The 25,741-nt window shown below is 65.6% G+C and carries 25 protein-coding genes; 14 read left to right on the forward strand and 11 right to left on the reverse strand.

What is annotated here, in order from left to right; all coding sequences use genetic code 11:
• The first annotated feature begins 7 nt into the window (after positions 1–7).
• Genes ACFO5X_RS23685 through ACFO5X_RS23700 form a run of 4 tightly spaced genes read left to right on the forward strand, consistent with a single transcriptional unit; the run spans position 8 to position 4,121 of the window.
• Entirely contained in the window at positions 8–991 is a 984-nt protein-coding gene (locus ACFO5X_RS23685) for an ABC transporter ATP-binding protein (protein WP_380722233.1), read from the forward strand.
• Positions 988–1,971, forward strand: a complete 984-nt coding sequence (locus ACFO5X_RS23690) for an ABC transporter ATP-binding protein (protein ID WP_380722235.1) — start codon at positions 988–990, stop codon at positions 1,969–1,971. Before ACFO5X_RS23685 ends, ACFO5X_RS23690 begins: the two co-directional genes overlap by 4 nt.
• A 21-nt stretch (positions 1,972–1,992) precedes the next feature.
• On the forward strand, positions 1,993–2,742 hold the full coding sequence (locus ACFO5X_RS23695; RefSeq protein WP_380722237.1) for an SDR family NAD(P)-dependent oxidoreductase: 750 nt from the start codon (positions 1,993–1,995) through the stop codon (positions 2,740–2,742).
• Positions 2,739–4,121 carry a dipeptidase gene (locus ACFO5X_RS23700; RefSeq protein WP_380722239.1) on the forward strand — a complete coding sequence of 461 codons (1,383 nt, stop codon included), beginning with the start codon at positions 2,739–2,741 and terminating at the stop codon, positions 4,119–4,121. The genes ACFO5X_RS23695 and ACFO5X_RS23700 overlap by 4 nt, the downstream gene beginning before the upstream one ends.
• 1 nt (position 4,122) lies before the next feature.
• On the opposite strand, the gene ACFO5X_RS23705 is transcribed toward ACFO5X_RS23700, so the two are convergent.
• The 6 genes from ACFO5X_RS23705 to ACFO5X_RS23730 form a co-directional block, all read right to left on the reverse strand.
• Complete coding sequence (locus ACFO5X_RS23705) at positions 4,123–5,130, reverse strand: Gfo/Idh/MocA family protein (RefSeq protein ID WP_380722241.1); 1,008 nt, start codon at positions 5,128–5,130, stop codon at positions 4,123–4,125.
• On the reverse strand, positions 5,130–6,167 hold the full coding sequence (locus ACFO5X_RS23710) for a Gfo/Idh/MocA family protein (protein ID WP_380722243.1): 1,038 nt from the start codon (positions 6,165–6,167) through the stop codon (positions 5,130–5,132). Before ACFO5X_RS23710 ends, ACFO5X_RS23705 begins: the two co-directional genes overlap by 1 nt.
• A 10-nt stretch (positions 6,168–6,177) precedes the next feature.
• Positions 6,178–8,040 carry a TRAP transporter large permease gene (locus tag ACFO5X_RS23715; protein WP_380722245.1) on the reverse strand — a complete coding sequence of 621 codons (1,863 nt, stop codon included), beginning with the start codon at positions 8,038–8,040 and terminating at the stop codon, positions 6,178–6,180.
• Between the two features lie 33 nt (positions 8,041–8,073).
• Positions 8,074–9,096 carry a TRAP transporter substrate-binding protein gene (locus ACFO5X_RS23720; RefSeq protein ID WP_380722247.1) on the reverse strand — a complete coding sequence of 341 codons (1,023 nt, stop codon included), beginning with the start codon at positions 9,094–9,096 and terminating at the stop codon, positions 8,074–8,076.
• Positions 9,097–9,610: 514 nt separating this feature from the next.
• Positions 9,611–10,915, reverse strand: coding sequence for a mechanosensitive ion channel domain-containing protein (locus tag ACFO5X_RS23725; protein ID WP_380722249.1), 1,305 nt, complete (start codon positions 10,913–10,915; stop codon positions 9,611–9,613).
• 123 nt (positions 10,916–11,038) lie between these two features.
• Positions 11,039–11,503 (reverse strand): SH3 domain-containing protein, encoded by a 465-nt coding sequence (locus tag ACFO5X_RS23730; protein ID WP_380722251.1) that lies wholly within the window; start codon positions 11,501–11,503, stop codon positions 11,039–11,041.
• 182 nt (positions 11,504–11,685) lie between these two features.
• On the opposite strand from ACFO5X_RS23730, the gene ACFO5X_RS23735 reads away from it, so the two are divergent.
• From ACFO5X_RS23735 to ACFO5X_RS23760, 6 genes are all read left to right on the forward strand, one after another.
• The gene (locus tag ACFO5X_RS23735) at positions 11,686–12,672 is read left to right on the forward strand and encodes a 2-hydroxyacid dehydrogenase (protein ID WP_380722253.1); all 987 of its coding nucleotides are present in this window, start codon (positions 11,686–11,688) and stop codon (positions 12,670–12,672) included.
• A gap of 41 nt (positions 12,673–12,713) precedes the next feature.
• Complete coding sequence (gene ggt / locus ACFO5X_RS23740; protein WP_380722255.1) at positions 12,714–14,486, forward strand: gamma-glutamyltransferase; 1,773 nt, start codon at positions 12,714–12,716, stop codon at positions 14,484–14,486.
• 4 nt (positions 14,487–14,490) lie between these two features.
• Complete coding sequence (locus ACFO5X_RS23745) at positions 14,491–15,894, forward strand: FAD-binding oxidoreductase (protein WP_380722257.1); 1,404 nt, start codon at positions 14,491–14,493, stop codon at positions 15,892–15,894.
• A gap of 146 nt (positions 15,895–16,040) precedes the next feature.
• Positions 16,041–16,208: a 50S ribosomal protein L33 gene (gene rpmG / locus ACFO5X_RS23750; RefSeq protein ID WP_073326311.1), complete on the forward strand. Its 168-nt coding sequence runs from the start codon at positions 16,041–16,043 to the stop codon at positions 16,206–16,208.
• Between the two features lie 67 nt (positions 16,209–16,275).
• Positions 16,276–16,800 carry a P-loop NTPase family protein gene (locus ACFO5X_RS23755; RefSeq protein WP_380722259.1) on the forward strand — a complete coding sequence of 175 codons (525 nt, stop codon included), beginning with the start codon at positions 16,276–16,278 and terminating at the stop codon, positions 16,798–16,800.
• Positions 16,800–17,288, forward strand: coding sequence for a GNAT family N-acetyltransferase (locus tag ACFO5X_RS23760; protein ID WP_380722360.1), 489 nt, complete (start codon positions 16,800–16,802; stop codon positions 17,286–17,288). Before ACFO5X_RS23755 ends, ACFO5X_RS23760 begins: the two co-directional genes overlap by 1 nt.
• Here ACFO5X_RS23760 and ACFO5X_RS23765 read toward each other — a convergent pair whose 3' ends face one another.
• From ACFO5X_RS23765 to ACFO5X_RS23775, 3 genes are all read right to left on the reverse strand, one after another.
• The gene (locus tag ACFO5X_RS23765) at positions 17,289–17,594 is read right to left on the reverse strand and encodes a DUF1272 domain-containing protein (RefSeq protein WP_380722261.1); all 306 of its coding nucleotides are present in this window, start codon (positions 17,592–17,594) and stop codon (positions 17,289–17,291) included. It lies immediately after the preceding gene.
• A 76-nt stretch (positions 17,595–17,670) separates the two neighbouring features.
• On the reverse strand, positions 17,671–18,453 hold the full coding sequence (locus ACFO5X_RS23770) for a Bax inhibitor-1/YccA family protein (protein WP_380722263.1): 783 nt from the start codon (positions 18,451–18,453) through the stop codon (positions 17,671–17,673).
• A gap of 162 nt (positions 18,454–18,615) precedes the next feature.
• On the reverse strand, positions 18,616–18,828 hold the full coding sequence (locus ACFO5X_RS23775) for a DUF1127 domain-containing protein (RefSeq protein WP_380722265.1): 213 nt from the start codon (positions 18,826–18,828) through the stop codon (positions 18,616–18,618).
• A gap of 124 nt (positions 18,829–18,952) precedes the next feature.
• On the opposite strand from ACFO5X_RS23775, the gene ACFO5X_RS23780 reads away from it, so the two are divergent.
• The gene (locus tag ACFO5X_RS23780) at positions 18,953–19,828 is read left to right on the forward strand and encodes a LysR family transcriptional regulator (protein WP_380722267.1); all 876 of its coding nucleotides are present in this window, start codon (positions 18,953–18,955) and stop codon (positions 19,826–19,828) included.
• Here ACFO5X_RS23780 and ACFO5X_RS23785 read toward each other — a convergent pair.
• On the reverse strand, positions 19,825–20,793 hold the full coding sequence (locus ACFO5X_RS23785; RefSeq protein ID WP_380722362.1) for an NADPH:quinone oxidoreductase family protein: 969 nt from the start codon (positions 20,791–20,793) through the stop codon (positions 19,825–19,827). The genes ACFO5X_RS23780 and ACFO5X_RS23785 overlap by 4 nt on opposite strands.
• A gap of 346 nt (positions 20,794–21,139) precedes the next feature.
• On the opposite strand from ACFO5X_RS23785, the gene ACFO5X_RS23790 reads away from it, so the two are divergent.
• The 3 genes from ACFO5X_RS23790 to ACFO5X_RS23800 all read left to right on the forward strand — a co-directional run bounded on the left by ACFO5X_RS23790 (position 21,140) and on the right by ACFO5X_RS23800 (position 23,813).
• On the forward strand, positions 21,140–21,511 hold the full coding sequence (locus tag ACFO5X_RS23790) for a helix-turn-helix domain-containing protein (RefSeq protein WP_380722269.1): 372 nt from the start codon (positions 21,140–21,142) through the stop codon (positions 21,509–21,511).
• Between the two features lie 63 nt (positions 21,512–21,574).
• Positions 21,575–22,372 carry a histidinol-phosphatase gene (gene hisN / locus ACFO5X_RS23795; protein WP_380722271.1) on the forward strand — a complete coding sequence of 266 codons (798 nt, stop codon included), beginning with the start codon at positions 21,575–21,577 and terminating at the stop codon, positions 22,370–22,372.
• Positions 22,373–22,478: 106 nt separating this feature from the next.
• Entirely contained in the window at positions 22,479–23,813 is a 1,335-nt protein-coding gene (locus ACFO5X_RS23800) for an 8-oxoguanine deaminase (protein ID WP_380722273.1), read from the forward strand.
• A gap of 59 nt (positions 23,814–23,872) precedes the next feature.
• On the opposite strand, the gene ACFO5X_RS23805 is transcribed toward ACFO5X_RS23800, so the two are convergent.
• The gene (locus tag ACFO5X_RS23805; protein ID WP_380722275.1) at positions 23,873–25,657 is read right to left on the reverse strand and encodes an SLC13 family permease; all 1,785 of its coding nucleotides are present in this window, start codon (positions 25,655–25,657) and stop codon (positions 23,873–23,875) included.
• Positions 25,658–25,741: the final 84 nt, after the last annotated feature.

Consider the following 25,741-nt stretch of genomic DNA (forward strand, 5'->3'; position numbering starts at 1 on the left):
GGCGGTAATGACGCAGGCCCCCGAAACCTCCGAGGTCGTGCTTTCGGTGCGCGACCTTCAGACCTGGTTCGACACGCCGGCCGGAACTGTGCGGGCCGTGGATGGCGTGAGCTTTGACATCCGCGCGCGGCGCACCCTGGGCATCGTTGGGGAAAGCGGCTCGGGCAAGAGCGTCACCTCGCTGTCGATCATGCGCCTGCTCGATCCGCCGGGCCGCGTCGCCGGGGGCGAGATCCTGTTTCGCGGGCGCAACCTCGCCGCGCTGCCAGAGGCCGAAATGTGCCGGCTGCGCGGTCAGGCGCTGTGCCTCGTGTTCCAGGATCCGATGACCGCGCTCAATCCGGTCTATCGCGTCGGCCGTCAGGTGGCCGAGGCGATCCGCGCACATAATGACATCTCCTACCGCGCCGCGCGCGACCGGGTGATCGAACTGTTCGGCATGGTCGGTATTCCCGACGCCGAGCGCCGGTTCGACGAGTTTCCCCACAACCTGTCCGGCGGGATGCGCCAGCGCGTGACGATCGCCATGGCGATGGCGAACAAGCCCGACCTGCTGATCCTTGACGAGCCGACGACCGCGCTCGACGTGACGATCCAGGCCCAGATCCTCGATCTGGTGAAGGGGCTTACCGACACGACCGTCCTGCTGATCACCCACGACATCGGCGTGGTGCGCGAAATGTGCGACGAAGTTATCGTGATGTATGGCGGCCGCGTGATGGAACATGGGCCAGTCGCCGCTGTGACCGGCGCGCCGCGCCATCCCTATACGGCGGGCCTGCTGGCCTCCATCCCCTCGGTAGCGGTGCGCGGCCAGCGATTGAACGCCATCGGCGGCGCGGTGCCCAGCCCGCTGGCGATGCCGCCCGGCTGCCCGTTTGCGCCGCGCTGCGCTCATGCGATGCCAGCCTGCGACGTTCAGCCTGCGCTGGTCGAAGCCACGCCGGGCCACCGCGTGGCCTGCTGGCTGGAACAGGGGGCAGAGGCATGAGCAACCAAATGACCGAGCCGTCCGAAGTTCTGATGAGCGTGCGCGACCTGAAGGTCTGGTACGGCGGCAAGGGCGCGCTGTTCGGCAACCCCGACTGGGTGCGCGCGGTAGATGGCGTGACGCTCGACATCCTCAAGGGCGAGACACTGGGCCTCGTCGGGGAATCCGGCTGCGGCAAGTCGAGCCTTGGCCGCGCTCTGATCCGGCTGGAACGGCCGCATTCCGGCTCGATCCTTTTTGGCGGTGAAGACCTTGCCCAGGTCAGCCCGTCGCGGTTGCGCACGCTGCGGCGCGACATGCAAATGGTCTTTCAGGACCCGATGAGCAGCCTCGACCCGCGCATGACCATCCGCCGGATCATCGCCGAAGGGTTGGTGATCGCCGGCGTGGGCCGTGACGAACGCAATGTCCGCGTCGAGGAGCTGATCCAGATCGTCGGGCTGCGCAAGGAACATCTCGACCGCTACCCGCATGAGTTCTCGGGTGGACAGCGGCAGCGCATCGGCATCGCCCGCGCGCTGGCGCTGCGGCCGAAACTGGTGGTCGCGGACGAGCCGGTCTCGGCGCTGGACGTATCGGTGCAATCGCAGGTGCTGAACCTGATGAAGGATCTGCAGGACGAATTCGGCCTGACCTATCTCTTCATCGCGCATGACCTCGGCGTGGTCGAATATATCTCGGACCGTGTCGGCGTGATGTATCTGGGCCGGCTGGTCGAACTGGCCGATGCCGAGGATCTCTATGCCCGGCCGATGATGCCCTATACGCAGGCGCTGCTGTCGGCGATCCCCGATGGCGAGGCCGCAACCGGGCGCAGCCGGATCATCCTGAAAGGCGATGTGCCCAGTCCGCGCAACCCGCCGTCGGGCTGCCCGTTCCGCACCCGCTGCTGGCGGGCCGAGGCACGCTGCGCGGCAGAGGTGCCGCAATTACAGGAAGTGGCGCCGCGGCACTGGGCGGCCTGCCATTTTCCGGGGTAGGATTTGGAAAGAGGGACACCGATGCAGATCAGATTTGACGGCGAGAAGGTGATCGTCACCGGCGCGGGCCACGGCATCGGACGCGGCATCGCGCGCGATTTCGCGGCGCTTGGGGCCGATGTACTGGCGCTGGACGTGAACGCGGCCGGGCTGGCGGAGACCCAGAACGGCTCGGAAGGCAGCATCTCCACCGCCACGCTTGACGTGACCGACCCGGCGGCCGTGCGCGAAACCGTCGCGGGCTTCGGTCCCGCCTCGATCCTCGTCCACAGCGCCGGGGGCGTGCGCGGGCAGGTTGGCCGGCCGCTGGAAGAGATCACGCCCGAGGATTGGGACGCCATCGTCGACGTGAACATGAAGGGCGCCTTTCTCATGGCGCAGGCGGTCACGCCGGGCATGAAGTCGCTCGGACGGGGGCGCATCGTCACCATATCCTCCGGCGCGGGCATCGGCGTCAGCCTGACCGGCATCCAGGCCTATGCCGCGGCCAAGGCGGGCGAGATCGGTCTGACCCGCCAGCTGGCGCACGAACTCGGGCCCTTCGGCATCACCGTCAACAGCATCGCGCCGGGCTTTGTGCGTTCGAACCCGACCACCGAGCGCCAGTGGGAGTCCTACGGCCCCGACGGGCAGGAACGGCTGGTGCAGGGCATCTTCCTGCGCCGGACCGGCAAAGTGGAAGACATTTCAAACATGACCCTGTTTCTGGCCAGCGATCGCGCCGGGTGGATCACCGGGCAGATCATCCAGGTGAACGGAGGCCGGGCATGACCGAAGCTGCCGCCCGCGACTGGCTTGACGCAAACGAACCGGCGCTGCGCGACCGGCTTTACGATTTCGTCCGTCTGCCCAGCGTTTCGACAGATCCGGCCTATGCCGAGGGCATGGGGCAGGCGGCCGAATTCCTATCCACCTATCTGCGCGATATCGGCTTTGACCGGGTAGCGGTGAACGCCACGCCGGGCCACCCGATCCTGACCGGCGAATGGACCGGCGCACCTGGCGCGCCTACCATTCTTGTTTACGGCCACTACGATGTGCAGCCGCCCGATCCGCTCGATCAATGGCAGTCGGCCCCGTTCGAGCCGACCCTGCGCGACGGGCGCATCTATGGACGCGGCATTTCCGACGACAAGGGCCCGCTGATGGTGGCGCTGGGCGCGATGGAGGCGCTGATGGCCACGACCGGCGCCTTGCCGGTCAACGTCCGACTGCTGATCGAAGGCTCGGAAGAAATGGGCAGCGCCCATCTCGAGGATTTCGTGGTCGCCCATCAGGATCTGGTGACGGCCGATTTCCTGCTCTCGGCCGATGGCGCCATGTGGCGGGCCGATCTGCCCTCGGTGACGGTGGCCAGCCGGGGCATGGCCGCTCTGAACGTCACGGTGCGCGGGGCCGCGAAGGACCTGCACTCGGGCCGCTACGGCGGCGGCGTGCCGAATGCGGCGCAGGTGCTGGTAGAGATGCTGGCGGCGCTGCACGACCCGCGCACCGGGGCCGTAGCGGTGCCGGGCTTTTACGACGGAGTGGCCGTTCCCGACAACGAGACCCGCGCCGCGCTCGCCGATATCCCCTTTGACGAGGCAGCCTTCCTCGAAGGTCTCGGCGTAAAAAAAGGTGCGGGCGAGGCCGGATACAGTTTTCTCGAACGGAACTGGCTGCGCCCGACGCTGGAAATCAACGGCATGTCGGCAGGCTATACCGGCCCCGGTTTCAAAACGGTCATTGGCGCGACGGCCGAGGCCAAAATTTCCTGCCGTCTGGTGCCGGGACAGGATCCGATGCGCATCCTGGAACTGCTCGAAGCCGAGCTGACCCGCCTGTGCCCGGACTGCGCCACGCTCAGCATCGCCCGCAAACCCGGGGTCGCCTGGCCGTCGGCCTTGCCGCTCGACCATCCGGGCCTGCGCCTTGCGATGGACGTTCTGGAAGAACTCTACGGCCAGCCCGCCCGCGCCGTCCGCATGGGGGCGACCATCCCGATTGCCGAGATGTTCGACCGGGTGCTGGACATGGGCACGGTGTTCTTCTCGTTCTCGACCGCGGACGAGGATTACCATGCGCCCAACGAGTTCTTCCGCCTGGAACGCTGGCAGGACGGGTTGCGCGCCTGGGTCGCCTACCTGACGCGGCTGGCCAAGGCGGCCTGACTCAGGCCCTGTGCGCCAGCGCGATCCGCTGCGCCTCTATCGACAGTTCGCAGACGCGGAAGGTGCGCGCCTGCGGGCAGGCGGTTTCGGTGCGGTCACGGATGTCGGCCATCAGGTTGCCGAAATAGGGCAGCGGCGCGCCGGCGCAGTCGATATGCTCGCAGCGCGTGCCGTTCACGAGAAACAGGTGATCGGTGCCCGGCCGTCCATCGACATCGACATATTTGCGCAGTTCGATGGTGCCCTCGGTGCCGGTGATGAACAGCCGCCCGTCGCCCCAGTTGGGCAGCGCGTCGGCGGTATACCAGTCGACCCGGATATAGGCCTGCGCAGCGCCCGATCGCAGCGCAACTTGACCGAAGTCTTCGAACTGCGGCCACTGTGGATTGGCGAAATTCCCGACCGAGGCCAGGGTGATTTCGGCATCCTCTCGGCCGGTGAAGTGCAGGAACTGTTCGATCTGATGCGAGGCGATGTCGGCCAGGATCCCGCCGTAGGTGCGCGCGTCGAAGAACCAGTCCGGCCGCGTCGGCGCATTCAGCCGGTGCGGGCCCAGGCCCACGGTCTGCACGACCGTCCCGATGGCGCCCGAGCGGACCAGATCGGTTGCCACGGTGGTGGCCGGCACCTCGAAGCGTTCCGAGAAGTTCACCGACCAGATGCGGCCTGTCTCGGCCACAGTGGCGCGCAGGCGGTCGGCCTCGTCCTGGGTGATGCAGCCGGGCTTGTCGACCATCACGTCCTTGCCGGCCTGCATCGCCCGAATGGCCAGATCTGCGCGTCGATCGGGGCGGCAGGCGATCAGCACCAGCGCGATGCTGTGGTCGCCCAGGATATCCTCAAGGTCCCGCTGCGGGGCGTCGGCAAAACGTTTGACGAAGCCCTCCATCGGTTGCGGCGTGCCTTCGGTCCACCAGGCGGCCAGCGTGGCGCCGGCGTCGATCATGCCCTGTGACATGCCATAGATGTGCCGGTGGTCCATCCCCAGCGCGGCAAAGCGAAGACTCATCACACTGCCTCCACGGTGACCTGCGCACCCGACGCGCCCGAGCGCACCATCGCGTCGATCAGGGCGTGGACCCGCAATGCCTCGCGCCCCGGGATGGCCGGCGCGCCGCCGGTCGAGATCGCCCGGGCGAAATCCTCGATCAGGTCTCGGTGCCAGTCGCAGGGAAAGGCCATGGGATCCGCCCCGCCGCCCGTGCCCGCACTTTCGCCCACCGACTCGGTCCGCCCGTCGCGCCAGACCACGCTCAGCGTACCCCCCTGCAGGGTTGCGGTGCCCAGCGTGCCGTCGAGCACAATGCTTTCCTGCCCTCCGGGATAGGTCGCCGTGGTGGCCACGACCGAACCGACCGCACCATTGGCAAAGCGGATGCCGGCGGTGGCGAAATCCTCGGTCTCCATCCGGTGCATTCGTGTTGTCGCCGTCAGCGCCTGAACAGTCTGCGCCGGTCCGGTGAGGCTGAGCATCAGGTCAAGCACATGGATCGCCTGCGAGATCAGTACACCGCCCCCATCCCGCGCCAGAGTCCCGCGGCCGGGCACCTCGTAATAGTCCTGTCCGCGCCACCAGGGGATTTCGGCCCGGGCCAGCGCCAGCTCCCCCAGCGCGCCTTCGGCCAGCAGCTGGCGCAGTCGCAGCGCACCGGCCCGGAACCGGTGCTGGAACACGATGCCCAGAGTCACCCCGGCGGCCTCGCACAGCGCGACCATGTCCTGCGCGCCGGTCAGGGTGCGTTCGATGGGTTTTTCCATCAACACATGCTTGCCCGCCCGCGCCATCATGGCGACAATTTCGGCCCGCTGGTTCGGCGGTGTCGCGATAATAACGCCATCGGTGCCGGGATCGGCGGCGACTGCGTCCAGGCTGTCGAAGACCGGAAAGCCGAATCTGTCCTGTACCGCTTCGGCCTTGGCACGGGTACGGTTGAACACACCCGAGACATCGACCCGCCCGCGCAATTCGTCCAGCCCCTCAAGATGAGGTTTTGTCGCCATACCCAGCCCTATCAGGGCCAGACGCGCCATTGGTTTGTCGCTCATTCCATTGTCCTCAGGGGCCGAACCAGCGGATCGGCAGCATCGTCAGTTGCGGGATCGTCGTCACCAGCAGCAGCACCAGCAGCTGCGCGGCGATGAAGGGTAGAATGGCGCGGAAGACCGCCGTCGACGGGGCGCCGCCCACCCGGGCCGTGGTGAAGACCAGCACGCCCAGCGGCGGCGTCAGCGCGCCGATCACCAGATTCATCACCATGATGATCCCGAATTGCAGCGGATCGACCCCGGCGGCCACGACGACCGGCACCAGGATCGGCACCAGGATCACCATCGCGGCGATCATCTCGATGAACAGGCCGACGAAGATCAGGAAAAGGTTGATCAGCAAGAGCAGGACGATGGCATCGCCGGTCAGCGCGCCGAGCCAGGCCGCAATCTTCTGCGGCGCCTGTTCGAAGGTCAGGATCCAGGCGAAGGGCGACGAGGCCGCAATGATGACGGCGACGGCCACGGTGTCCTCCACCGCTTCGCGGAAGGCGTGGGTCAGATTCGAGGCGGTCAGCCCGCGGTAGATCAGCGCGCCGGTGAACAGCGCGAAGACAACCGCGATGGCCCCGGCCTCGGTCGCCGTGAAGACGCCAAACCGCACGCCGCCGACGATTGCCACAGGCAGGGCAAGCGCCGGAAGCGCCAGCAGCAAGGCCCGCCCCAGCGCGCTGCGGCCCGACCGTTCTGTCTGCCCGCCATAACCGCGCCGGGCCGAGATCAGCCAGACCACCAGCGCCAGCGCCAGGGCGACCATGAGCCCCGGCACGATGGTGCCGACGAATAACGCCCCGACCGAGACCGAGGCGAGCGCGGCATAGATGATCAGCCCCAGACCCGGGGGGATCAGGTTCGCCAGCGTCGAGGCGGCCGCCGTCAGCGCGCAGGAAAAGGCGCGGTCATAGCCGTGCTTCTCCATCTGCGGGACCAGAAGCTTGGCGGTGGCAGAGGCATCGGCGGTAGACGAGCCCGACACGCCGGCGAGCATCACGTTGGTGACGATGTTGGCTTGCCCCAGCCCGCCGCGCAGGTGGCCCACAAGGTGATAGGCCAGATCGACGATGCGCACCGTTATCCCGCCCGCGTTCATCACGGCGGCGGCCAGGATGAAGAACGGGATCGCCAGAAGGGTGAAGGAATCGAGCGCGCCAGACATGTTCTGCGTGATCGTCACCAGCATCAGGGGCGGCAACGGGGTCAGCGCGGCGAAAGAACCGACGACCAGCGCATAAACGATCGGGACCTCTGCAAAGATCAGTGCCAGGGAAACGATCATCAGGATCGTCGTGCTGCTGGCCTCGCCGAACAGCAGGCCGCCCGCCTCGCGCATGGCGAAATAGGTCGTAACGCCGGCGGCCAGCGTGGCCAGTCCCGTCCACCAGCTGCGGCCCGGCAAAGGGGCGCTCATGAAGGCCAGCCCGAGCGCACCGCCGGCGGGCACGGCCAGGAAGAGGTATTTCAGCGGGATCCGCAGGGCCGGTGTGACCTGCAGGGCCCGTTTCATGAAATCGATGCCGTGGATGACCAGCACCACGCAGGCGACCACCGCGACGACGCGCAGAAAGACCGCGTGCCAGACCTGCGTTCGCGGCGACAAATGCGGTACGAACAGCGAGATGGAGATATGTCGGTTGCGGAAGGTCAGGATGGCCAGCCCCAGAAACACCGACCAGACAAACAGGAATTGCGCCAGTTCCTCGGGCCAGGGCAGCGAGGCGTTCAGCACGTAGCGGCAGAAGACCTGAAGGATCACGATGGCGGTCGCGACCAGCATCAGGATCACCGACACGGCTTCCAGCATCCGGTCGAGCAACAGATAGGGCCGCGGCATCGCCACCGCCCGCAATTCGGTCTCGGTCATTCGGTCGTCCATCCGGGAAAGTCCCGCACGCGCGCGGGAGAGTCATCAGGCCAGCGCGCGGATCTTGGCGATCATCGCTGCCGTTTCGGGGCTGGTCGCGCCGAAGGTGTCGTACAGGCTGGCGCTCTTCTCTTCCCAGCGCGCCTTTTCCTCGGCGGGGAAGGGGTGAACGGTGCAGCCGACTGCCTTGAGGTCCTCCAGCGCCTTGTCGGCGCCCGCGCGGTTGATCGCGCGCTGTTCGGCAAAGACCTCTTTGGCGGAGGTCCGGCACAGCTCCTGCAGGTCGGCGGGCAGGGCGTCGAGCCAGGCCGCATTCATGCGGATCGCCTTGGGCAGGAACCAGTGGTAGGTCGGCAGGATGTTGGTCGCCTGCTCGTGCCACTTGAAGCCCAGGATCGAGAAGTAGTCCGAATCCAGCCCGTCGATCACCCCGGTCGAAAGGGCGGCATACTGCTCGGAATAGGGCAGCGGCGTCGGATTGGCGCCCAGCAGTTTCCAGAAGTCGACCCAGATCGTCACCTGCGGCACCCGAAGCTTGACGCCCTGCAGGCTGGCAAGATCGGTCACGGGGGCCTTGGTCAGCAGATGGCGGAAGCCGACCTCGCCATAGGCGATGAACTCGACGCCGGTCTTTTCGCGCGCGATGCGGCTGATCTCTTCCCCGATGTCGCCCTGCAGCACGGCGTCCACGTGGGCCTCGTTCTTGTAGATAAACCCGGGCGCACCGGCGGTGGCAGCGATTTCCGGCGCGATGGCCTCTTCGCTGTCGGGTCCGGCGGCGGTGACCTGAATGGTGCCGATCCGGCTCATTTCAAGCAGCTGCGCGAGACCGCCAAGCTGGCTGGCCGGGAAGTGCTGGGCCTCGATGCGGCCGTCGCTCTTCTCATTCAGGATCGCCGTCCACTTGTCGAAGGCATTGGTGAAGGGCGAGCCGATGGCCTCGGAATGCGCGATTTTGCAGACGAATTTGTCGGCCGCCCAGGCCGTTCGCATCAGCATCGGAGTGGCCAGAGCGGCCCCGCCCAGCTGCAACAGGCCGCGCCGGCCCAGTGTCAATTTCGTAGTCATGTCTTCCTCCCTTGAAGTGAACTGCGCGGCGTCTTGCCGGGCAGGAAAAGCGACTCCGCTCCGGTCATCCTCCACCGGGCAAAGTCGGAAATTTTTCGGCGCGGGCGCTGCGGGCGGTGGGCGCCGTCAAAGGTCGGACAGGCGACACCGGTCCCATGCTCATTGTCCAGCCGGACAGGCTGGTGCGGCACGCAACGCCGGCCACGCCGTTGCTGGCGCGACACAGGCTGTGACGTTGCGGAAGCTCATGACGGTTGTTCCATCCCGATGCGGTCTGCATCCCATTCTGGCATACTAGACGACAAACATATCATCGCGCAACCGGTTAACCGTGCAAACGATACTTCCGGAGCGAAGAACCGACAAAAGAGTTAATTTTTTCAGATGGGTAACGCGAAATAGCGCACCTCGCGCCGCCCGTCGCTCCGTCCACAAGCTCCGGAATTACGTCCCTTCGCGGGAATTGCCGTGCACGCCTGCCCGCAAAAGCATGTGGTCCGCCTGCGATCTGCGCCTATTCTTCCGGTGCCGCATGGCTCAACAGGTCACCGTCCTTCTGTTCCTTCCGCTCGGCGTCGATAATCTGCGAGAGTTCAGCGTCGGCCGTCGCGCTCACCTCCTGCACCTCCATCTCGGGGGCGGCTCGCCCGGACTTCGGCGGACTCGTATCCGCCTTGCCGCTGTCCGTGACGATGCGGTAGGTCGGCTCGGGCATCGGCACGCCGGCGGCGGTCAGGGCGGCCAGGCACATCCGCGCCGCCTCGCTGCGTGCCAGCTGGATGCTTGTTTCGTGCTGCGCGATCCATCCCGCAACCCGCAGCCCGACAGTGCTGTCCCCCAGAGTTTCGATCCAGACCGCAGGCGCCGGGTTGACCAGCGTGAACGGAAGGGACTGCACCGTTTCAAGCAGGATGGCCTGCGCGCGGGCCAGATCGGCATTATAGCCGACCCCGAAATCCAGCAGGAACCGCCGTTCGTCATTGCGCGAGAAGTTGACGATGCGGGACTTGAACACCGTGGAGTTGGGAATGCGGATGTGGTTGCCATCGAAACTCAGCAGGATCGTGGCGCGAGAGGTCAGGCGGATGACCTTGCCCTGATCGCCATCGATCTCGACCGTGTCATTCGGACGGAAAGGCTGGCGCACCGAGAGCAGGACCGAGGCGATGAAGTTCTCGACCGTGTCGCGGACGGCGAAACCGATGGCGAGGCCAACGATACCGGCCGCGCCGAGGATGGTCGACAGCAGCGCCGTGGCCCCCAGAAGATCGAGCGCGACGACGACACCCGAAATGGCAAAGATCAGCCGCACAGCCTGCCGGTAGATGTCCGCAATGAAGAGGTTCGGCGCGATCCGGTCCCAGGGCTGTTTCATCCGCGCCAGCAGGAATCCGGCGGCCGCGATCAGCACGAAAACCAGAAGCGCGATGGACAACAGCGGCAGGATCGCGACGAATTGCACCAGACGCGCGCGGAAACGCTGCATCGCCGGGTTCAGCCGTTCGACAACATCGGTGGTTTCGTGCACCTCGTTCTTGATCGCAACAACACCCTCGACCCGCCGGGCGATCTCGTTCAGCCGGCTCGCGGCCGAGGTGTCTACAGTGGTGCCGCGCAGGGTGACGATGCCGGAGGATACGGCGACGGTTACATCCTCATATCCATCCAGTTCAGCCAGGATGGCGCGGATGCGCACCGCGATGGCGGCGTCCTGCTGCTTGCTGTCGGTGACGGCGATGGTGCCATCGGGTTGGTCGACGGTCTGGGCAATCGCAGTCAGCGGCAGGACTGCGAGGAGCAGGGCAAGTATCAGTCGCATGAAATTATCCGTCGGGGTGAAACCGGTCGGGCGATGATGGCCCGGCCGGCTGCGGCCGGCAAGGTCAAAGCCGCCTGACTGCGGTTACCTGAGGCGAAGGTCGCAGCACACCCCGGACCGCGGTTATTCGCGGATTTCGTCCTTGTCCACGCCCCAGACGGCGGTCTTTTCGATCCAGCCCTTGTAGCCGCCGGCCGACACCTTGCACCAGTCCAGCGTGCATTCCCCCAGCCGCGCGACCACGCCCAGCTCCAGCGCGGCATCGACCGGCGAGGCGGCATCGGGTCGGTCGTGCAGCGGCGCCATGTCCTGTTCGACCAGAACCGTGCGCGCGCCCGACAGCAGCGCGTAATGCACCCACCCTCCGGCGCCGTCCCGGTCCTGAACCCGCCGCCAGTGGCCGTGTTCTGCGGTGATTTCCAGCGGCATGTCACGCCGGGTAAAGACCCAGTCGATGCGATGCGTCAGAGAAGGGCCGCGCCGCACATTGCCCTCGTTGGCCTTGAGCGAAACATAGCGCGGCAGCGGCAGGTTGGTCACCGGCCCGCGCTTCTGGTCCACCGCCATGGCGCTGTTTGCCAGCGTCATGACGCAAATCGCCGCCACAAGGCGGCACATGCCTTTCAGATATCCCGTCACGAACTGCCTGCCCGTTCTTGTCCGCATTGCCCGGCCGAGGAGATTTCGGCCCCGAGGTTCTTGTGCCTCGACTGTTCCTGCGCCACGATGACACGACAGGCAATGATTTGAGAAGCTTCGGGAGTGCCGATTTGCCAAGAGAACCCTTGAGTGTTGTCGTTACGCGACGGTTGCCCGAACAGGTCGAGGCACGGCTTGGCGAATTGTTCGACGTCCGTCTGCGCAGCGACGACGCGCCGATGAGCCGCGAAGAACTGGTTCTGGCAGCCAAGAGCGCCGACGTTCTGGTCCCGACCATCACCGATACCATCGATTCGACGCTGCTGGCGCAGGCGGGCGACCGGCTGAAGCTGATCGCCAACTATGGCGCGGGTGTCGATCACATCGATGTCGCCACCGCCCGCCAGCGCGGCATCCTGGTTTCGAACACCCCGGGCGTGCTGACCGACGATACCGCCGACATGACGATGGCGCTTTTGCTGGCGGTGATCCGCCGCATCCCCGAGGGGCTGGCCGTGATGCAGACGGGCGAATGGTCCGGCTGGGCTCCGACCGCCTTCCTCGGCGGTCGGGTCGGCGGCCGGCGTCTGGGCATCCTTGGCATGGGCCGCATCGGTCAGGCGGTGGCGCGGCGCGCCGCGGCCTTCGGAATGCAGGTCCATTACCACAACCGCAAGCGTCTGCGCCCCGAGACCGAAGAGGCACTGGGCGCAACCTATTGGGAAAGCCTTGACCAGATGGTCAGCCGGATGGACGTGATCTCGATCAATTGCCCGTCCACACCTTCGACCTTCCACCTGCTGAACGCGCGCCGCCTGAAGTTGCTGAAACCCTCGGCGGTGTTGGTCAACACCTCGCGCGGTGAGGTGATCGACGAGGCTGCCCTGACGCGCATGCTGCGCGCGGGCGAGATCGCGGGCGCGGGGCTCGACGTCTATGAACACGGCTCCGAAGGCAATCCGGCCCTGCGCGAATTGCCCAATGTCGTGCTGCTTCCGCATATGGGCTCGGCAACGGTCGAAGGCCGCGTCGAGATGGGCGAGAAGGTCATCATCAACATCAAGACTTTCGAAGACGGTCATCGTCCGCCGGACCTGGTCGTGCCGTCGATGCTGTGATGTCGCCGGTCGTGCGTTCCGCCCGTCTGGAGAGAAAACCGATGCGCAGAGTTTCCCTTCTGCTGGCCTTGCTGGCCGGTGCCGCCACGGCTCAGCAGACGACAGATGCGGTGCAGCCCGAGATCTCCACGCCGGTCGCCGCAGCGGCCGTATCGCCGGCGGTTGCGGCGGCCTATGCAGCCAAGGCGGCGGGTCAGCCGGTCGAGGCGGCGCGTTGGATGGTTGCGGCCGCCAATCCCCTGGCGGTCGAGGCCGGTGCCGCGGTTCTGGCGCGCGGCGGGTCCGCTGCGGATGCGCTGATCGCGGTGCAACTGGTGCTTGGTCTGGTCGAGCCGCAGTCCTCGGGCCTGGGCGGCGGCGCCTTTCTGGTCTGGTACGATGCCGCGACCGGCGCGCTGACGACGCTGGATGCCCGCGAAACCGCGCCGCTGGCCGCGACACCGCTGCTGTTCCTGGACGAGCAGGGGCAGCCGCTCAAGTTCTTCGATGCCGTGGTCGGCGGCCGCTCGGTCGGCACGCCCGGCACGCCGGCACTGCTGGAAGCAATGCATCGCCGCTGGGGCCGGCTGCCGTGGACCACGCTGTTCGACCCGGCCATCGCCCTGGCGCGGGAGGGGTTCGCGGTCTCCGACCGGCTGAACGCGCTGATCGCCGAAGATCGCGACCGCCTGGCCTCGGCCCCCGGTACGGCTGACTATTTCCTGACCGAGGCCGGCGAACCGCTGCCGGTCGGGCACCTGTTGCAGAACCCCGACTATGCCGACACCCTGAGGCTGATGGCCCAGGGCGGGGCAGCGGCCTTCTATACCGGCCCGGTTGCTGCCGATATCGTGCGGGTGGTGCAGGGAGCGCCGGGCAATCCCGGGGTTCTCGCCGCCACCGACCTCGCGCTCTATCAGGTGAAGGAACGTGACCCGGTCTGCACCGCCTATCGTGTCTATCAGGTCTGTGGCATGGGGCCGCCCTCGTCGGGCGGTATCGCGGTCGGGCAAATTCTCGGAGCGCTGAACGGCGCGCCGATGGGGGCGGCCGACGATCCGGAGACATGGCGGCGCATCGGCGACGCGTCGCGTCTCGCCTTCGCAGACCGCGAGCGTTTTGTCGCGGACAGCGACTTCGGCCCGGTGCCCTCGCGGGGCCTGCTGGATCCGGCCTATCTGGCCGGGCGCGCGGCCTTGCTGGAGACCGACATGGCGCTGCAAGACGCCCCGCCGGGCACCCCCGAATTCGACCATGCCGCCTTGGCCGATGGCGAGGCCATCGAACTGCCCTCGACCAGCCACGTCACCATCGTGGACCGGTATGGCAATGTCGCCGCGATGACCGCGAGCATCGAGAATGTCTTTGGCGCGCGCCTGATGGTGCGCGGCTTTCTACTGAACAACGAACTCACCGACTTCTCCTTCCGCAGCCACAAAGACGGCGTGCCCATCGCCAACCGGGTCGAGCCGGGCAAGCGCCCGCGCTCGTCGATGGCGCCGACGGTGGTGATGAAGGATGGCAAGCCGGTGCTGGCCATCGGCTCGCCCGGAGGTAGCCGGATCATCGGCTATGTGGCTCAGGCGATCATCGCTTGGGCCGACTGGGGCATGGACGTGCAGCAGGCTGTGGCGATGGGCCATGGCCTGAACCGGTTCGGCACCTTCGATCTGGAGGCCGGAACCACGGCCGCGGGGCTGAAGGACGGACTGGAAGCGGCAGGGTTCGAGGTCAAGGTGCTTGACCTGAACTCGGGCCTGCATGCAATCGAGATTGGCGCGATGCTGACGGGCGGGGCTGACCCGCGCCGCGAAGGCATCGCTTTGGGAGACTAGGACTATGGTCAAGGCCACACGTTTGCCGCGCAATGAGACCGGCATCGAAACCGCGATCGGGATATTGAAACAGCGCTTTGGCGAGAGGCTGAACACCAGCCAGGCTCTGCGCGAACAGCACGGGCACACGACGACCTGGATCGAGACCCAGGCGCCCGATGCGGTGATCTTCGCGCGCGACACGGCCGAGGTTTCCGACATCGTCAAGATCTGCGCCGACCAGAAGGTGCCGGTCATCGCCTATGGAACGGGCACCTCGCTCGAGGGGCATGTGAACGCACCGGCAGGCGGCATTTGCATCGACCTGACGGAGATGAACAAGGTTCTGGCCGTCCATGCCAGCGATCTGGACTGTGTGATCCAGCCCGGAGTTACGCGCGAGGCGCTGAACGTCCACCTGCGCGACCAGGGTCTGTTCTTCCCCATCGACCCCGGCGCCAATGCCTCGCTCGGCGGCATGGCCGCGACGCGGGCCAGCGGCACCAACGCCGTGCGATACGGCACGATGAAGGACAACGTCATCGCTCTCGAAGCGGTGATGGCCGACGGCACGGTGATCCGCACGGCGCAGCGGGCGAAGAAATCCTCGGCCGGCTATGATCTGACACGGCTGCTGGTCGGGTCGGAAGGCACGCTCGGCATCATCACCGAGATCACGCTGCGGCTGCAGGGCATCCCCGAGGCGATCCGCGCCGCGCGCTGTTCCTTCCCGACCGTCGACGCGGCCTGCCGCGCGGTGATGGCGACGATCCAGTATGGCATCCCGGTGGCGCGGATCGAGCTTCTTGACGAGATGTGCGTCAAGGCGGCCAATGCCTACTCTGGCCTGACCCTGCCCGAAACGCCTTTGCTGCTGGTCGAATTCCACGGGTCCGAAGCCGGGGTCGCGGAACAGTCCGAGACCTTCGGTTCCATCGCAGACGATTTTGGCGGCAGCGGCTTTGCCGCAACCTCCACCACCGAAGAACGCAACAAGCTGTGGAAGGCCCGGCATGACATGTATTGGGCCTGCCTTCAGCTGCGTCCGGGCGCCAAGGGAATCGCCACCGACGTCTGCGTGCCGATTTCCCGGCTGGCCGAATGCGTCAGCGCGGCGCAGGCCAAGGCCAGCGAACTGGGTCTGCTGGCCCCGATCGTCGGTCATGTCGGCGACGGCAACTTCCATTGCTCGATGCTGATCGATATGGACATCCCCGAGGAAGTCGCCATGGCGGAAACCTATATCGGCTGGCTGAACGATCTGGCGATCTCGATGGACGGAACGTGTACCGGCGAGCACGGGGTGGGGCAGGGCAAGCGGCCCTATCTGACCCGCGAACTGGGGCCGGCGACGCGCTATATGGCCGCGATCAAGCAGGCGCTGGACCCTGACAACATCCTCAATCCGGGCAAAATCCTCCCCGACTAAGGTCGGCACCTAAGGTTTGTGTCGGAGAACGCGCCGCAACGGCGCAAATCCGCACCAACCCGGTTGACTCGGGGGCCGCGATGGGTAAAAGGCGGGCTTCATGAGATTTCACGGAGGCGCGCGGCCTCCGGCGCAGGAGAACGACAATGGCCAAGCCGACCACCATCAAGATCCGCCTGAACTCGTCCGCAGGCACGGGCCACTTCTATGTCACCAAGAAGAACGCCCGGACGATGACCGAAAAGATGGCCGTGCGCAAATACGACCCCGTTGCGCGCAAGCACGTCGAATACAAGGAAGGCAAGATCAAGTAAGATCTCGCCACGTTCCGAATTCGGGGCCGCGCATTGATTGCGCGGCCTTTTGTTTTGGGGGTGTGTCATGCAGCGCGTGATGATTGTCGGGGGCTCCGGATCGGGCAAGAGCACGCTGGCGCGGGCGCTCGGCGCGCGCACCGGACTGCCGGTCTACCACATGGACCACGTGCAATGGAAAGCGGGCTGGGTCAGCCGCAGCGTCGAAGAACGTGAGCTGCTGGCCCGCGATATCGAGTCCCGCGCGCGCTGGATTTTCGAAGGCGGGTTCAGCGCGACCTACAGGAACCGCATTGCACGCTGCGACACGCTGATCTGGCTCGACTTTCCGGTGGGTCTGCGCCTGTGGCGGGTCACGCGGCGCCTGGTCCGCTATTGGGGCCGCGAACGTCCCGACATGACGCCCGGCTGCCGGGAAGGCTTTCACCGCGAAACGTTGCCCTTCTACAAATGGATCTGGGATACGCGGAAGACATCGCGCGAAGGCGTGCTGCGGCTGATCGCGACACCGCCGGCCCATGTGCGCGTTGTGCATCTGACGTCCGCGGCGCAGGTGGCAGCTTTCCTGGAGACGGTGCCGCCGTGCCCCTGATGGTGCGCCCGACAACCGGCGCCGATCTGGCCGAGGTCGACGTTCTGCTGGCGCGGGCCTATCCGAAGCTGCTCAAGGCCGCCTATCCGCCCTCGGTTCTGGTCACCGCCTTGCCACTGATTGCCCGCGCACAGCCCGCGTTGCTGGCTTCCGGCAGCTATTACGCGGTCGAACGGGACGGGCGGATCGCCGGCGTCGGCGGCTGGACCCGCGACCGTGCGGTCCCGGGCCGGGGTCATGTCCGGCATGTCGCCACGGACGACCGGGAACTGCGCCAAGGCGTCGGTCGGGCACTGCTGTCGCATATCGCCGCCGAGGCCTTTGCCGCCGGACTGCGCGAACTCGAATGCTGGGCGACCCGCAACGCCGTGCCCTTCTACGCCGCGATTGGCTTTGCCGAAGAGGGTCCGATGGAGGTGCAACTGCAGCCGGGCATCACCTTTCCTGCGGTGCGGATGCGGCTGGACTTGAAGCAGGCTGCGGGCTGATCAGCGCTGCGCCGGGGGCACGTCCTTCAGGCTCATCGAAAAGGCGAGCCGTTCCCCGGCGCTCCACCTGCTGTGGCGCCGGCGGGTTCCGGCGGGGTCGTGGGGAAGGCCCGTATTGGGGCGATGCGCCGTCGCCGGCCGGATCGGGCGCGGCTGCAGGTTGCCACCGCAGTTCGGGCAGACGTTCATCAGATCGGCGGCGCAGGTGGTGCAATAGGTGCATTCATACGTGCAGATGTGCGCCTCTTCCGACTCGGGTGGAAGATCGCGGTCGCATATCTCGCAATTCGGACGCAGCTCCAGCATGGGTGCAGGATATCCGCTGCGCACCAAAAGAAAAGGGCCGGGAAATCCCGGCCCTCTCGCAATCTGTCGTATCCGCTTATTCGCGGTTGCCCAGCAGCTGCAGCAACATCATGAACATGTTGATGAAGTCCAGGTAGAGGTTCAGCGCACCCATGATGGCAGCCTTGCCCAGCCACTCGGTGTCGCCCGAATGGGCGTGCACGAGGTAGGTATTCTTGATGTTCTGCGTGTCATAGGCGGTCAGACCGGCGAAGATCAGCACACCCAGGATCGAGATCGCGAAGGCCAGGCCCGGCATCGGCCAGAAGAGGTTCACGATCGAAGCGACGATCAGGCCGATCACGCCCATAATCAGGAACGAGCCCCAGCCCGAGATGTCCTTCTTGGTGGTATAGCCCCAGAGCGAGAGGCCGGCGAAGGAGATCGAGGTGATCAGGAACACCTGAATGATCGAGTAGCCGGTGAACACCAGGAAGATCGAGCTGATCGAAATGCCCATCACCGCGGCGAAGGCGTAGAACACCGTCTGCGCAGTGGCGGCGGACATGCGATTGATCATGGCCGAGAAGCCGAACACGAAGGCCAGCGGCGCGAACATCACGACCCACTTCAGCGGCGAGGCATAGAGCGCATAGCCAAAATCGGTCAGATATTTACCGGCGCCGATCTGCATCTCGTTCGGCACGTCGGTCACGGCCAGACCGGACAGCGCCCAGGCAGCAGCAAAGGTGATCAGCATGCCCACGGACATCGTGCCGTAGACCTTGTTCATATGGGCGCGCAGGCCCTCGTCGACTTCGACCGCGCGGGCGCCGGCCATTGTCCGGGAAGCGGCGCGGGTCGGGTTGTAGTCAGCCATGTTTGGTCTCCATCCAGACAAAGAATGCCGCCGGCCTGTGCCGGCAGTGGTATTCCCTGTCGAATATTGGGGATGCCCGCCTGTTTTTCAAGCGCGGCTGCAACGATTTAGAGGTGTTTTCACTAAAACGTTTGCTGCCGGACGGAACGCACTCCGGCGCGATCAGTTATGCCAGTTGGCGGGTGCGTCCCAGACCGGCCGGCGCGCCTCTTTCCGGGCCTGGGCTTCGCTGACGCCGATATCCTCGAGCATATGTGGTTCAAGCTCGGCCAGACGGGTGCGCTGACGCCATAGGCCGCGCAGCGATGCGAGCCGTGCCAAGAGCCCCGGACGGCGCATTTTGATGTGGGGGCGGGTGATCACGGAAACAGTCATGATCCTTGTCCTTTCGTCGGTTCGTGATGAGTTGTGTTCATGCAATCAATTTCCTTGATGTATATGGGAGAGTGTGCTTCATTTTGAAAGCGAATGTTTTTGAAGTGATTCATAAGGGATCGTGATGATACGAAATCTCGACATCACAACGCTGCGCTCTTTCGTGGCGGTGGCCGACAGCGGCGGGGTGACCCGTGCCGCCGGCTTCCTGCATCTGACGCAATCTGCGGTCTCGATGCAGCTCAAGCGGCTGGAGGAACTGCTGGGCCTTGAACTGCTCGACCGCTCGGGCCGCGGCATCGCGCTCACCGCGTCGGGCGAGCAGTTGCTGGTCTACGCTCGCCGGATGGTGTCGCTGAACGACGAGGTGATCGCCCGCCTCACCGATCAGGCCTTCGAGGGCGAGGTGGTGCTGGGCGTGCCGCACGACATCGTCTATCCCGCCGTTCCTCGCGTTCTGCAACAGCTGAACGCCGCCTATCCGCGTGTGAAGGTTCAGCTGCTGACACTGAATACGATTTCCCTCAAGCAGAAATTCGCGCGGGGGGAATGTGATGTGATCCTCACGACGGAAGTCGATCTTCCGCCGGGGGCCGAGCAGCTGACAACCAAGGAACTGCTTTGGGTCGGCGCCATCGGCGGATCGGCATGGCGCAAGCAACCCCTGGATCTGGCTCAGGGGCGCCATTGCATCTTCCGGCCCATGGTGCTCCGGGCGCTCGAGTCTGCTGGGATCGAATGGCAGACAACCGTCGACTCGGATTCCGACCGCACGCTCGAGGCGACGGTCTCCGCCGATCTGGGGGTCATGGCGTTGATGGAAGGCACCCTTCCGCCGCATCTGGAAATGATCCAGCACGGCGGCCAGCTCCCTGACCTGCCCGCGCATAACATCAACCTCTACACGGCCGAGGGGGGCGAGGTGCTCCAGACGCTGGCAACGCTGCTCCGGGCCGCCTTCCGCGAGACGGCCAAGCCCCGCCTCAAGGTCGCCGGCTAGCTGTCGTTCGAAATGCGGATCACCACCTTGCCGGTGGATTTCCGGGCGCGCAGCAAGTCCAGTCCCTCCTGGATTCGGTCGAACGGCAGGACGTGGCTGACATGCGGCTTCAGCCGCCCTTCCTCGTACCAGCCAAGAAGAGTGGCGAGACTGTCGCGCACCACATCGGCGCGGAACTTGAAATAGCCGCCGATATACAGGCCGATGGCGGTAAGATTTTTCACCATGAGATGGTTGGCCGGGATTTGCGGCACGTCGCCGCTGGCGAAACCGATGCAGATCAGCCGCGCCTCGGGGTTGCAGGCACGGAAGGCCGCGCGGAACGCTTCGCCGCCCACCGCGTCATAGACCACGTCTGCCCCGCCGAGGTACAGAACACGGGCCCGCAGATCCTCGCCATCGTCGATCAGATGGTCGGCCCCGGCCGCTCGGGCCACCTCCAGCTTGTCGGCCCCGCGGGCGTGCGCGATCACCCGCGCGCCCATCAACTTGCCGATCTCGACTGCCGTCAGGCCCACGCCGCCCGCCGCGCCGGTGACAAGCAGGGTTTCGCCCGGCTGCAGATGTGCGCGATGCGCGAGCGCCAGGTGGCTCGTGCCATAGGCGATCTGGAAGCCCGCCGCCTCCTCAAAGCTCATCCTGTCGGGAATCCGAACGGCCCTGTCCGATTCGAAAACGCCCGCTTCGGCCAAGCCGTCCTGGCCAGAGAAAACCGCCACGCGATCCCCCAGAGAAAAGTTCTGGACCGACTCACCCTTACCGGTAACAACCCCTGCGACTTCCATTCCAAGTGTGAACGGTGCGGGCGGAATATCCTGATAGGTTCCATTTTGGATCAGAATATCTGCATAGTTCAGACCCGCGCACCGTATATCCAGCCGCAGCTCGGTCGGGCCGGGATCCGGCAAAAAAATGTCGGAATATGTCGGTTTTTCAGAGGTTTGTAAAATTCTAAACGCGCGCATTGTTCGGTTTTCGGAAATCTGCCAGAGTGTTGTACACGAATTGTTTCCCTTCTTGCTACACAAGAGATGATTCAAAGTCTTGCGTCGTCAGGGGGGAGATTACTAAACAAAACAACAGGTCAAATGGGAGCCGGAGGGATCGCACAACCATCAAGTGTCTTGACGTTGACGTAACTCAACTTGCTTGTCATGCAAGTAAATCTGCGTAGAGTGTTTTGTGCGGCGCCAGGGGGGCGTTGCATCAGATACATGTGGAACCGGCGACACCGTCTGAGTCCTTTTTGTGCTTTCCCATCGCGGGTCTCGTTTGGCTCGGTTTGTTGTCAGTATCACATAGGAGAGAAGCATGACCCATCCAGTAGACGTACACGTTGGAAAACGCGTGCGGCACCGGCGCTGGCTGATCGGGATGACCCAACAGCAACTGGCGGAGAAGGTCGGCATTAAGTTTCAGCAGATTCAGAAATATGAAACCGGCGCCAACCGGGTCAGCGCGTCCCGTCTCTGGGATATCGCCGACGCGCTCGAGGTTCCGGTGGCCTTTTTCTTCGAAGGGCTGTCCGAGGACCAGAAGTCGGGCGATGCCGGTCATGCCTTTCCGTCCGATATTCTGGGCGACAAGGAGGCCCTGGATCTCGTGCGGTCGTATTATGCCATCCCCGAGCATCAGCGCCGCCGCCTGTTCGATCTTGCCCGCGTTCTCAGCGACGTCGCCTGAATGAACCGGCGACGTTGAGAGGAAGACTTGCACGACCGGCAAGTTGGTGGCACTCGGGCAACCATGACACCCGACGCCCTTTCCGATCTCGACATAGCCCATCGACTCGCCGACGCGGCGCGCGCGGCCATCCTGCCCTGGTTTCGCCGGGACGGACTCAGCGCCGAGAACAAGGCGGCGTCGGGCTTCGATCCGGTCACAGCGGCGGACCGCGCCGCGGAAGAGGCCATGCGCCGACTGCTGGCCGACCTGCGTCCCGAGGACGGCGTCCTCGGCGAAGAATTCGCCCGTGCAGAAGGCACCAGCGGACGCACCTGGGTTCTCGACCCCATCGACGGCACTCGTGGTTTTCTGTCCGGCACCCCAACCTGGGGCGTGCTGATCGCGCTGGCCGATGCCGGCGGACCGCTGCTCGGCATGATCGACCAGCCCTATATCGGCGAGCGTTTCACCGGTGGGAATGGGATCGCCGAGATGCAGGGACCACACGGCCAGCGACCCTTGCGCACCCGCGACACCGCCACGCTCTCCGAAGCGATCCTGTTCAGCACCTTTCCCGAGGTCGGTACGCCCGCCGACCGCGCGGGCTTCGAATCCGTCGCGCGCGAGGTGCGGCTGACCCGGTATGGCATGGATTGCTATGCCTATGCGCTGGTCGCCGCCGGCCAGATCGACCTGGTGATCGAAGCCGGCCTGCAACCCTACGACGTGATGGCTCCCATCGCCCTGATCGAGGCCGCCGGCGGCCGGGTCACCAACTGGCGGGGCGAGCCCGCTCACGATGGCGGCCAGGTTCTGGCCTGCGCCAATGCCGCGCTTCACGCGCAGGCCCTCGATCTGCTGCGTCCCTTCGCGGCTTGATTCCACCATCCGCGCGTGGCAGAGCCGGTCCTGGCCGGATCTTTCCGTTTTCCTTCGGCCGAATCTGCGGACTGAAACGGGGCGCTGCAACATGCGAGGCCCTGACATGCGCGAGACCCTGATCAAGAATGCCGATGTCGTCCTGACCATGGACGACGACCGCCGCGAGCTGCCGGGCGCGGACATCCTGATACGCGGCGGCGTGATCGCGGCCGTCGGTGCGGGCCTGTCCTCCGCCGGCGAGATCGTGAACGCCGCAGGCTGCGTGGTGACGCCCGGCCTGGTCAACACGCACCATCACCTGTTCCAGACCCTCACCCGCGCCGTGCCGGCGGGGCAGGACGCGCTGCTGTTCGGATGGCTGCAATCGCTCTATCCGATCTGGTCGCGCTTTGGCCCCGAAGAGATGCATGTTTCGGCCCTGACCGGCCTCGCCGAACTGGCGCTGTCGGGCTGTTCGCTGACGTCGGACCATCTTTACCTTTACCCCAACGGCGCCCGGCTGGACGACACCATCGCCGCGGCACGGGACATCGGCCTGCGCTTCCACCCGACCCGGGGCGCGATGAGCATCGGGGAAAGCGACGGCGGCCTGCCGCCCGACGCTCTGGTGGAGAACGAGCGCGCGATCCTCGACGACAGCATCCGTGTGATCGACAGGTTTCACGATGCCGCCGAAGGGTCGATGTGCCGTGTCGGTCTCGCACCCTGTTCGCCCTTCTCGGTCAGCCGCGAACTGATGCGCGACGCGGCGCTTCTAGCGCGCGACAAGGGCGTCATGCTGCATACGCATCTCGCCGAAAACGCCGAAGACATTGCCTATTCCCTTGCGCATTTCGGGTGTCGTCCGGGCCAATATGCCGAAGACCTCGGCTGGACTGGCCCCGACGTCTGGCACGCCCATTGCGTTCAGCTCGACGCTGCCGAGATTGGCCTGTTCGCCCGCACGCGCACCGGCGTGTCACATTGCCCCTGTTCGAACTGCCGCCTGGGGTCGGGCATCGCGCCGGTTCGTGCCATGCGGGACGCCGGCGTGCCGGTTGGCCTGGGCGTCGACGGATCGGCAAGTAACGATACCGGCAATCTCGTCGCCGAGGCACGGCAGGCCTTGCTGTTGCAACGGGTGGCCCGGGGCGCGGATGCGATGAGCGCCCGCGAAGCGCTCGAGATCGCCACGCGCGGCGGCGCGGACGTGCTTGGCCGCCCGGACTGCGGGCGACTCATGGTCGGCAAGCGGGCCGACATCGCGCTCTGGGACGTGTCCGGCATCGACAGCGCGGGAAGTTGGGACAAGGCCGCGCTCCTGTTGGCCGGGCCAAACCGGGTGAAGACGCTTTTCGTCGAAGGGCGCGAGGTGGTCCGCGATGGTCATCTGGCGACGCTCGACCTGCCGCGCGTGATTGAACGCCAGAACCGGCTCGCCCGGGCGCTGGCGGGCTAGCCGCCGGCTGCGGACCGACCCGCGCTTTCCAGAAACAGGAACAGGCAGCCCGCGCCCTGTTACGGATGCAGCGGCCAGATCAGCGGGATCACGGCCGAACAGATCACTGTCATCGTCAGGTTGAGCGGCACCCCGATCCGCAGGAAGTCCGAAAACCGATAGCCGCCCGGACCGTAGACCAGCGTATTGGTCTGATAGCCGATGGGCGTCGCAAAGGCGCAGGACGCCGCGATCATCACTGCCACCACCAGCGGGCGCGCGTCCAGCCCCAGAGCCTGAGCGAGGCCGATGGCCAGCGGCGTCATGATCACCGCGACCGCGTTGTTCGAAACGATTTCGGTGAGGATCGTGGTGATCAGGAAGATGACCATGACCACCAGCCAGGGCGGCAATGTCATCAGACCCGGAGCGATCCGGTCGACCACCAGCGACACCGCGCCGGTGTGCTGCAATCCGGCGCCGACGCCCAGCATCCCGAAGATCAGCGCCAGCAGGCGCCCGTCGATGAAGGAAAATGCCTCGTCCGCGTCGATGCAACGGGTAACCAGAACAATCGCCACCGCGATCACTGCGAGGAACAGGATCGGCGCGACGTCGAAGGCGGCCAGCAGAACGATCCCGGCCAGCGCGGCGATGGCGATCGGCGCATGACCGCGCCGGAAGGCCCGGGCTGAGGGATGCGAGACGTCGACCATCTCCATGTCCGCCGCCAGCCGCTGGATATCGGCCGGCGTGCCTTCCAGCAGCAGCGTATCGCCGACGCGCACCACCAGATCGTCCAGCTGCCGCCCGATGTTCTGGTTGCGCCGGTGCACGGCCAGCACATAGACGCCATAGCGCCGCCGCAGCCGCATCCCGCCCAGGGCCCGTCCCTCCATCTTGCAGCCCGGCGTGATCAGCACCTCCACCGTCGTGGTCTCGACCGCAGACACCTGATCGACGCGCTTCAGCTCCTTGTTGTTCTGAAGGCTCAGCAGTTCGGTCATGCGCGTGCGCAGGACCACCCGGTCGCCCACCTGCAAGGTCACGCCCTCGAGGTTGCGGCGCAGCGAGACATCGCCGCGCACCACGTCGATCAGCCGCACGCCATCGCGCTTGAACAGCTGTACTCCCAGCACCTCGCGCCCGATGAGGTTCGATTCCGGAGGGATCACCGCCTCGGTAAAGAACTTCATCTTGGACCGGTCCGACAGCATGTTGGCCATGCTGTCCCGGTCGGGCAGGAGGCGCGGCGCGAAGAGGCCCATGTAGATCAGGCCCCAGATGCAGACCACCAGGCCGATGGGCATGATCTCGATGATGCCGAAGGGCTCCATCCCGTGGGAACGGGCAACGCCGTCCACCAGGAGGTTGGTCGAGGTGCCGATCAGCGTCAGCGACCCGCCCATGATGGCCGCGTACGACAGTGGGATCAGCAGCTTCGAGGCTTTCTTGCCCAGCGTCTGCGACAGCTGCACGAAGACCGGGATCATCACCACGACCACGGGCGTGTTGTTCATGACGGCCGAGCCGGCCATCACCATCGCGATCACGCCGGTAACCGCCGCCCTGGGATGGGTCTTGCCATAGCGTTCGGCCAGCCGGGTCAGCACGTCCAGCGCCCCGGTACGCACGAGGGCGCCCATGATGATGAACATCGCCGCGATCGTCCAGGGCGCGGGATTGGACAGCACGGCCAGTCCGTCGTCATAGGGCAGGATGCCGGTCGCCAGCATCACCGCCACGCCGGCCAGGGCGACAACCTCGGTCGGAAAACTTTCGCGCACGAAAAGTGCGAGCATCACAACAACGATCCCCAGAGCCAGGAGAGCACTGGCGGAGTCTGACAGGGCAAGGAACTGCATTTCAGCCTATGGTAGAGAAAACGGCAGGAAGCCGTTCAGCGAAGGCCAGTTTCACCGATTGCCTCAGCGGGGGCAACTGCTTCG

The organism is Seohaeicola nanhaiensis (assembly GCF_042654245.1).
GTDB lineage: Bacteria > Pseudomonadota > Alphaproteobacteria > Rhodobacterales > Rhodobacteraceae > Seohaeicola_A > Seohaeicola_A nanhaiensis.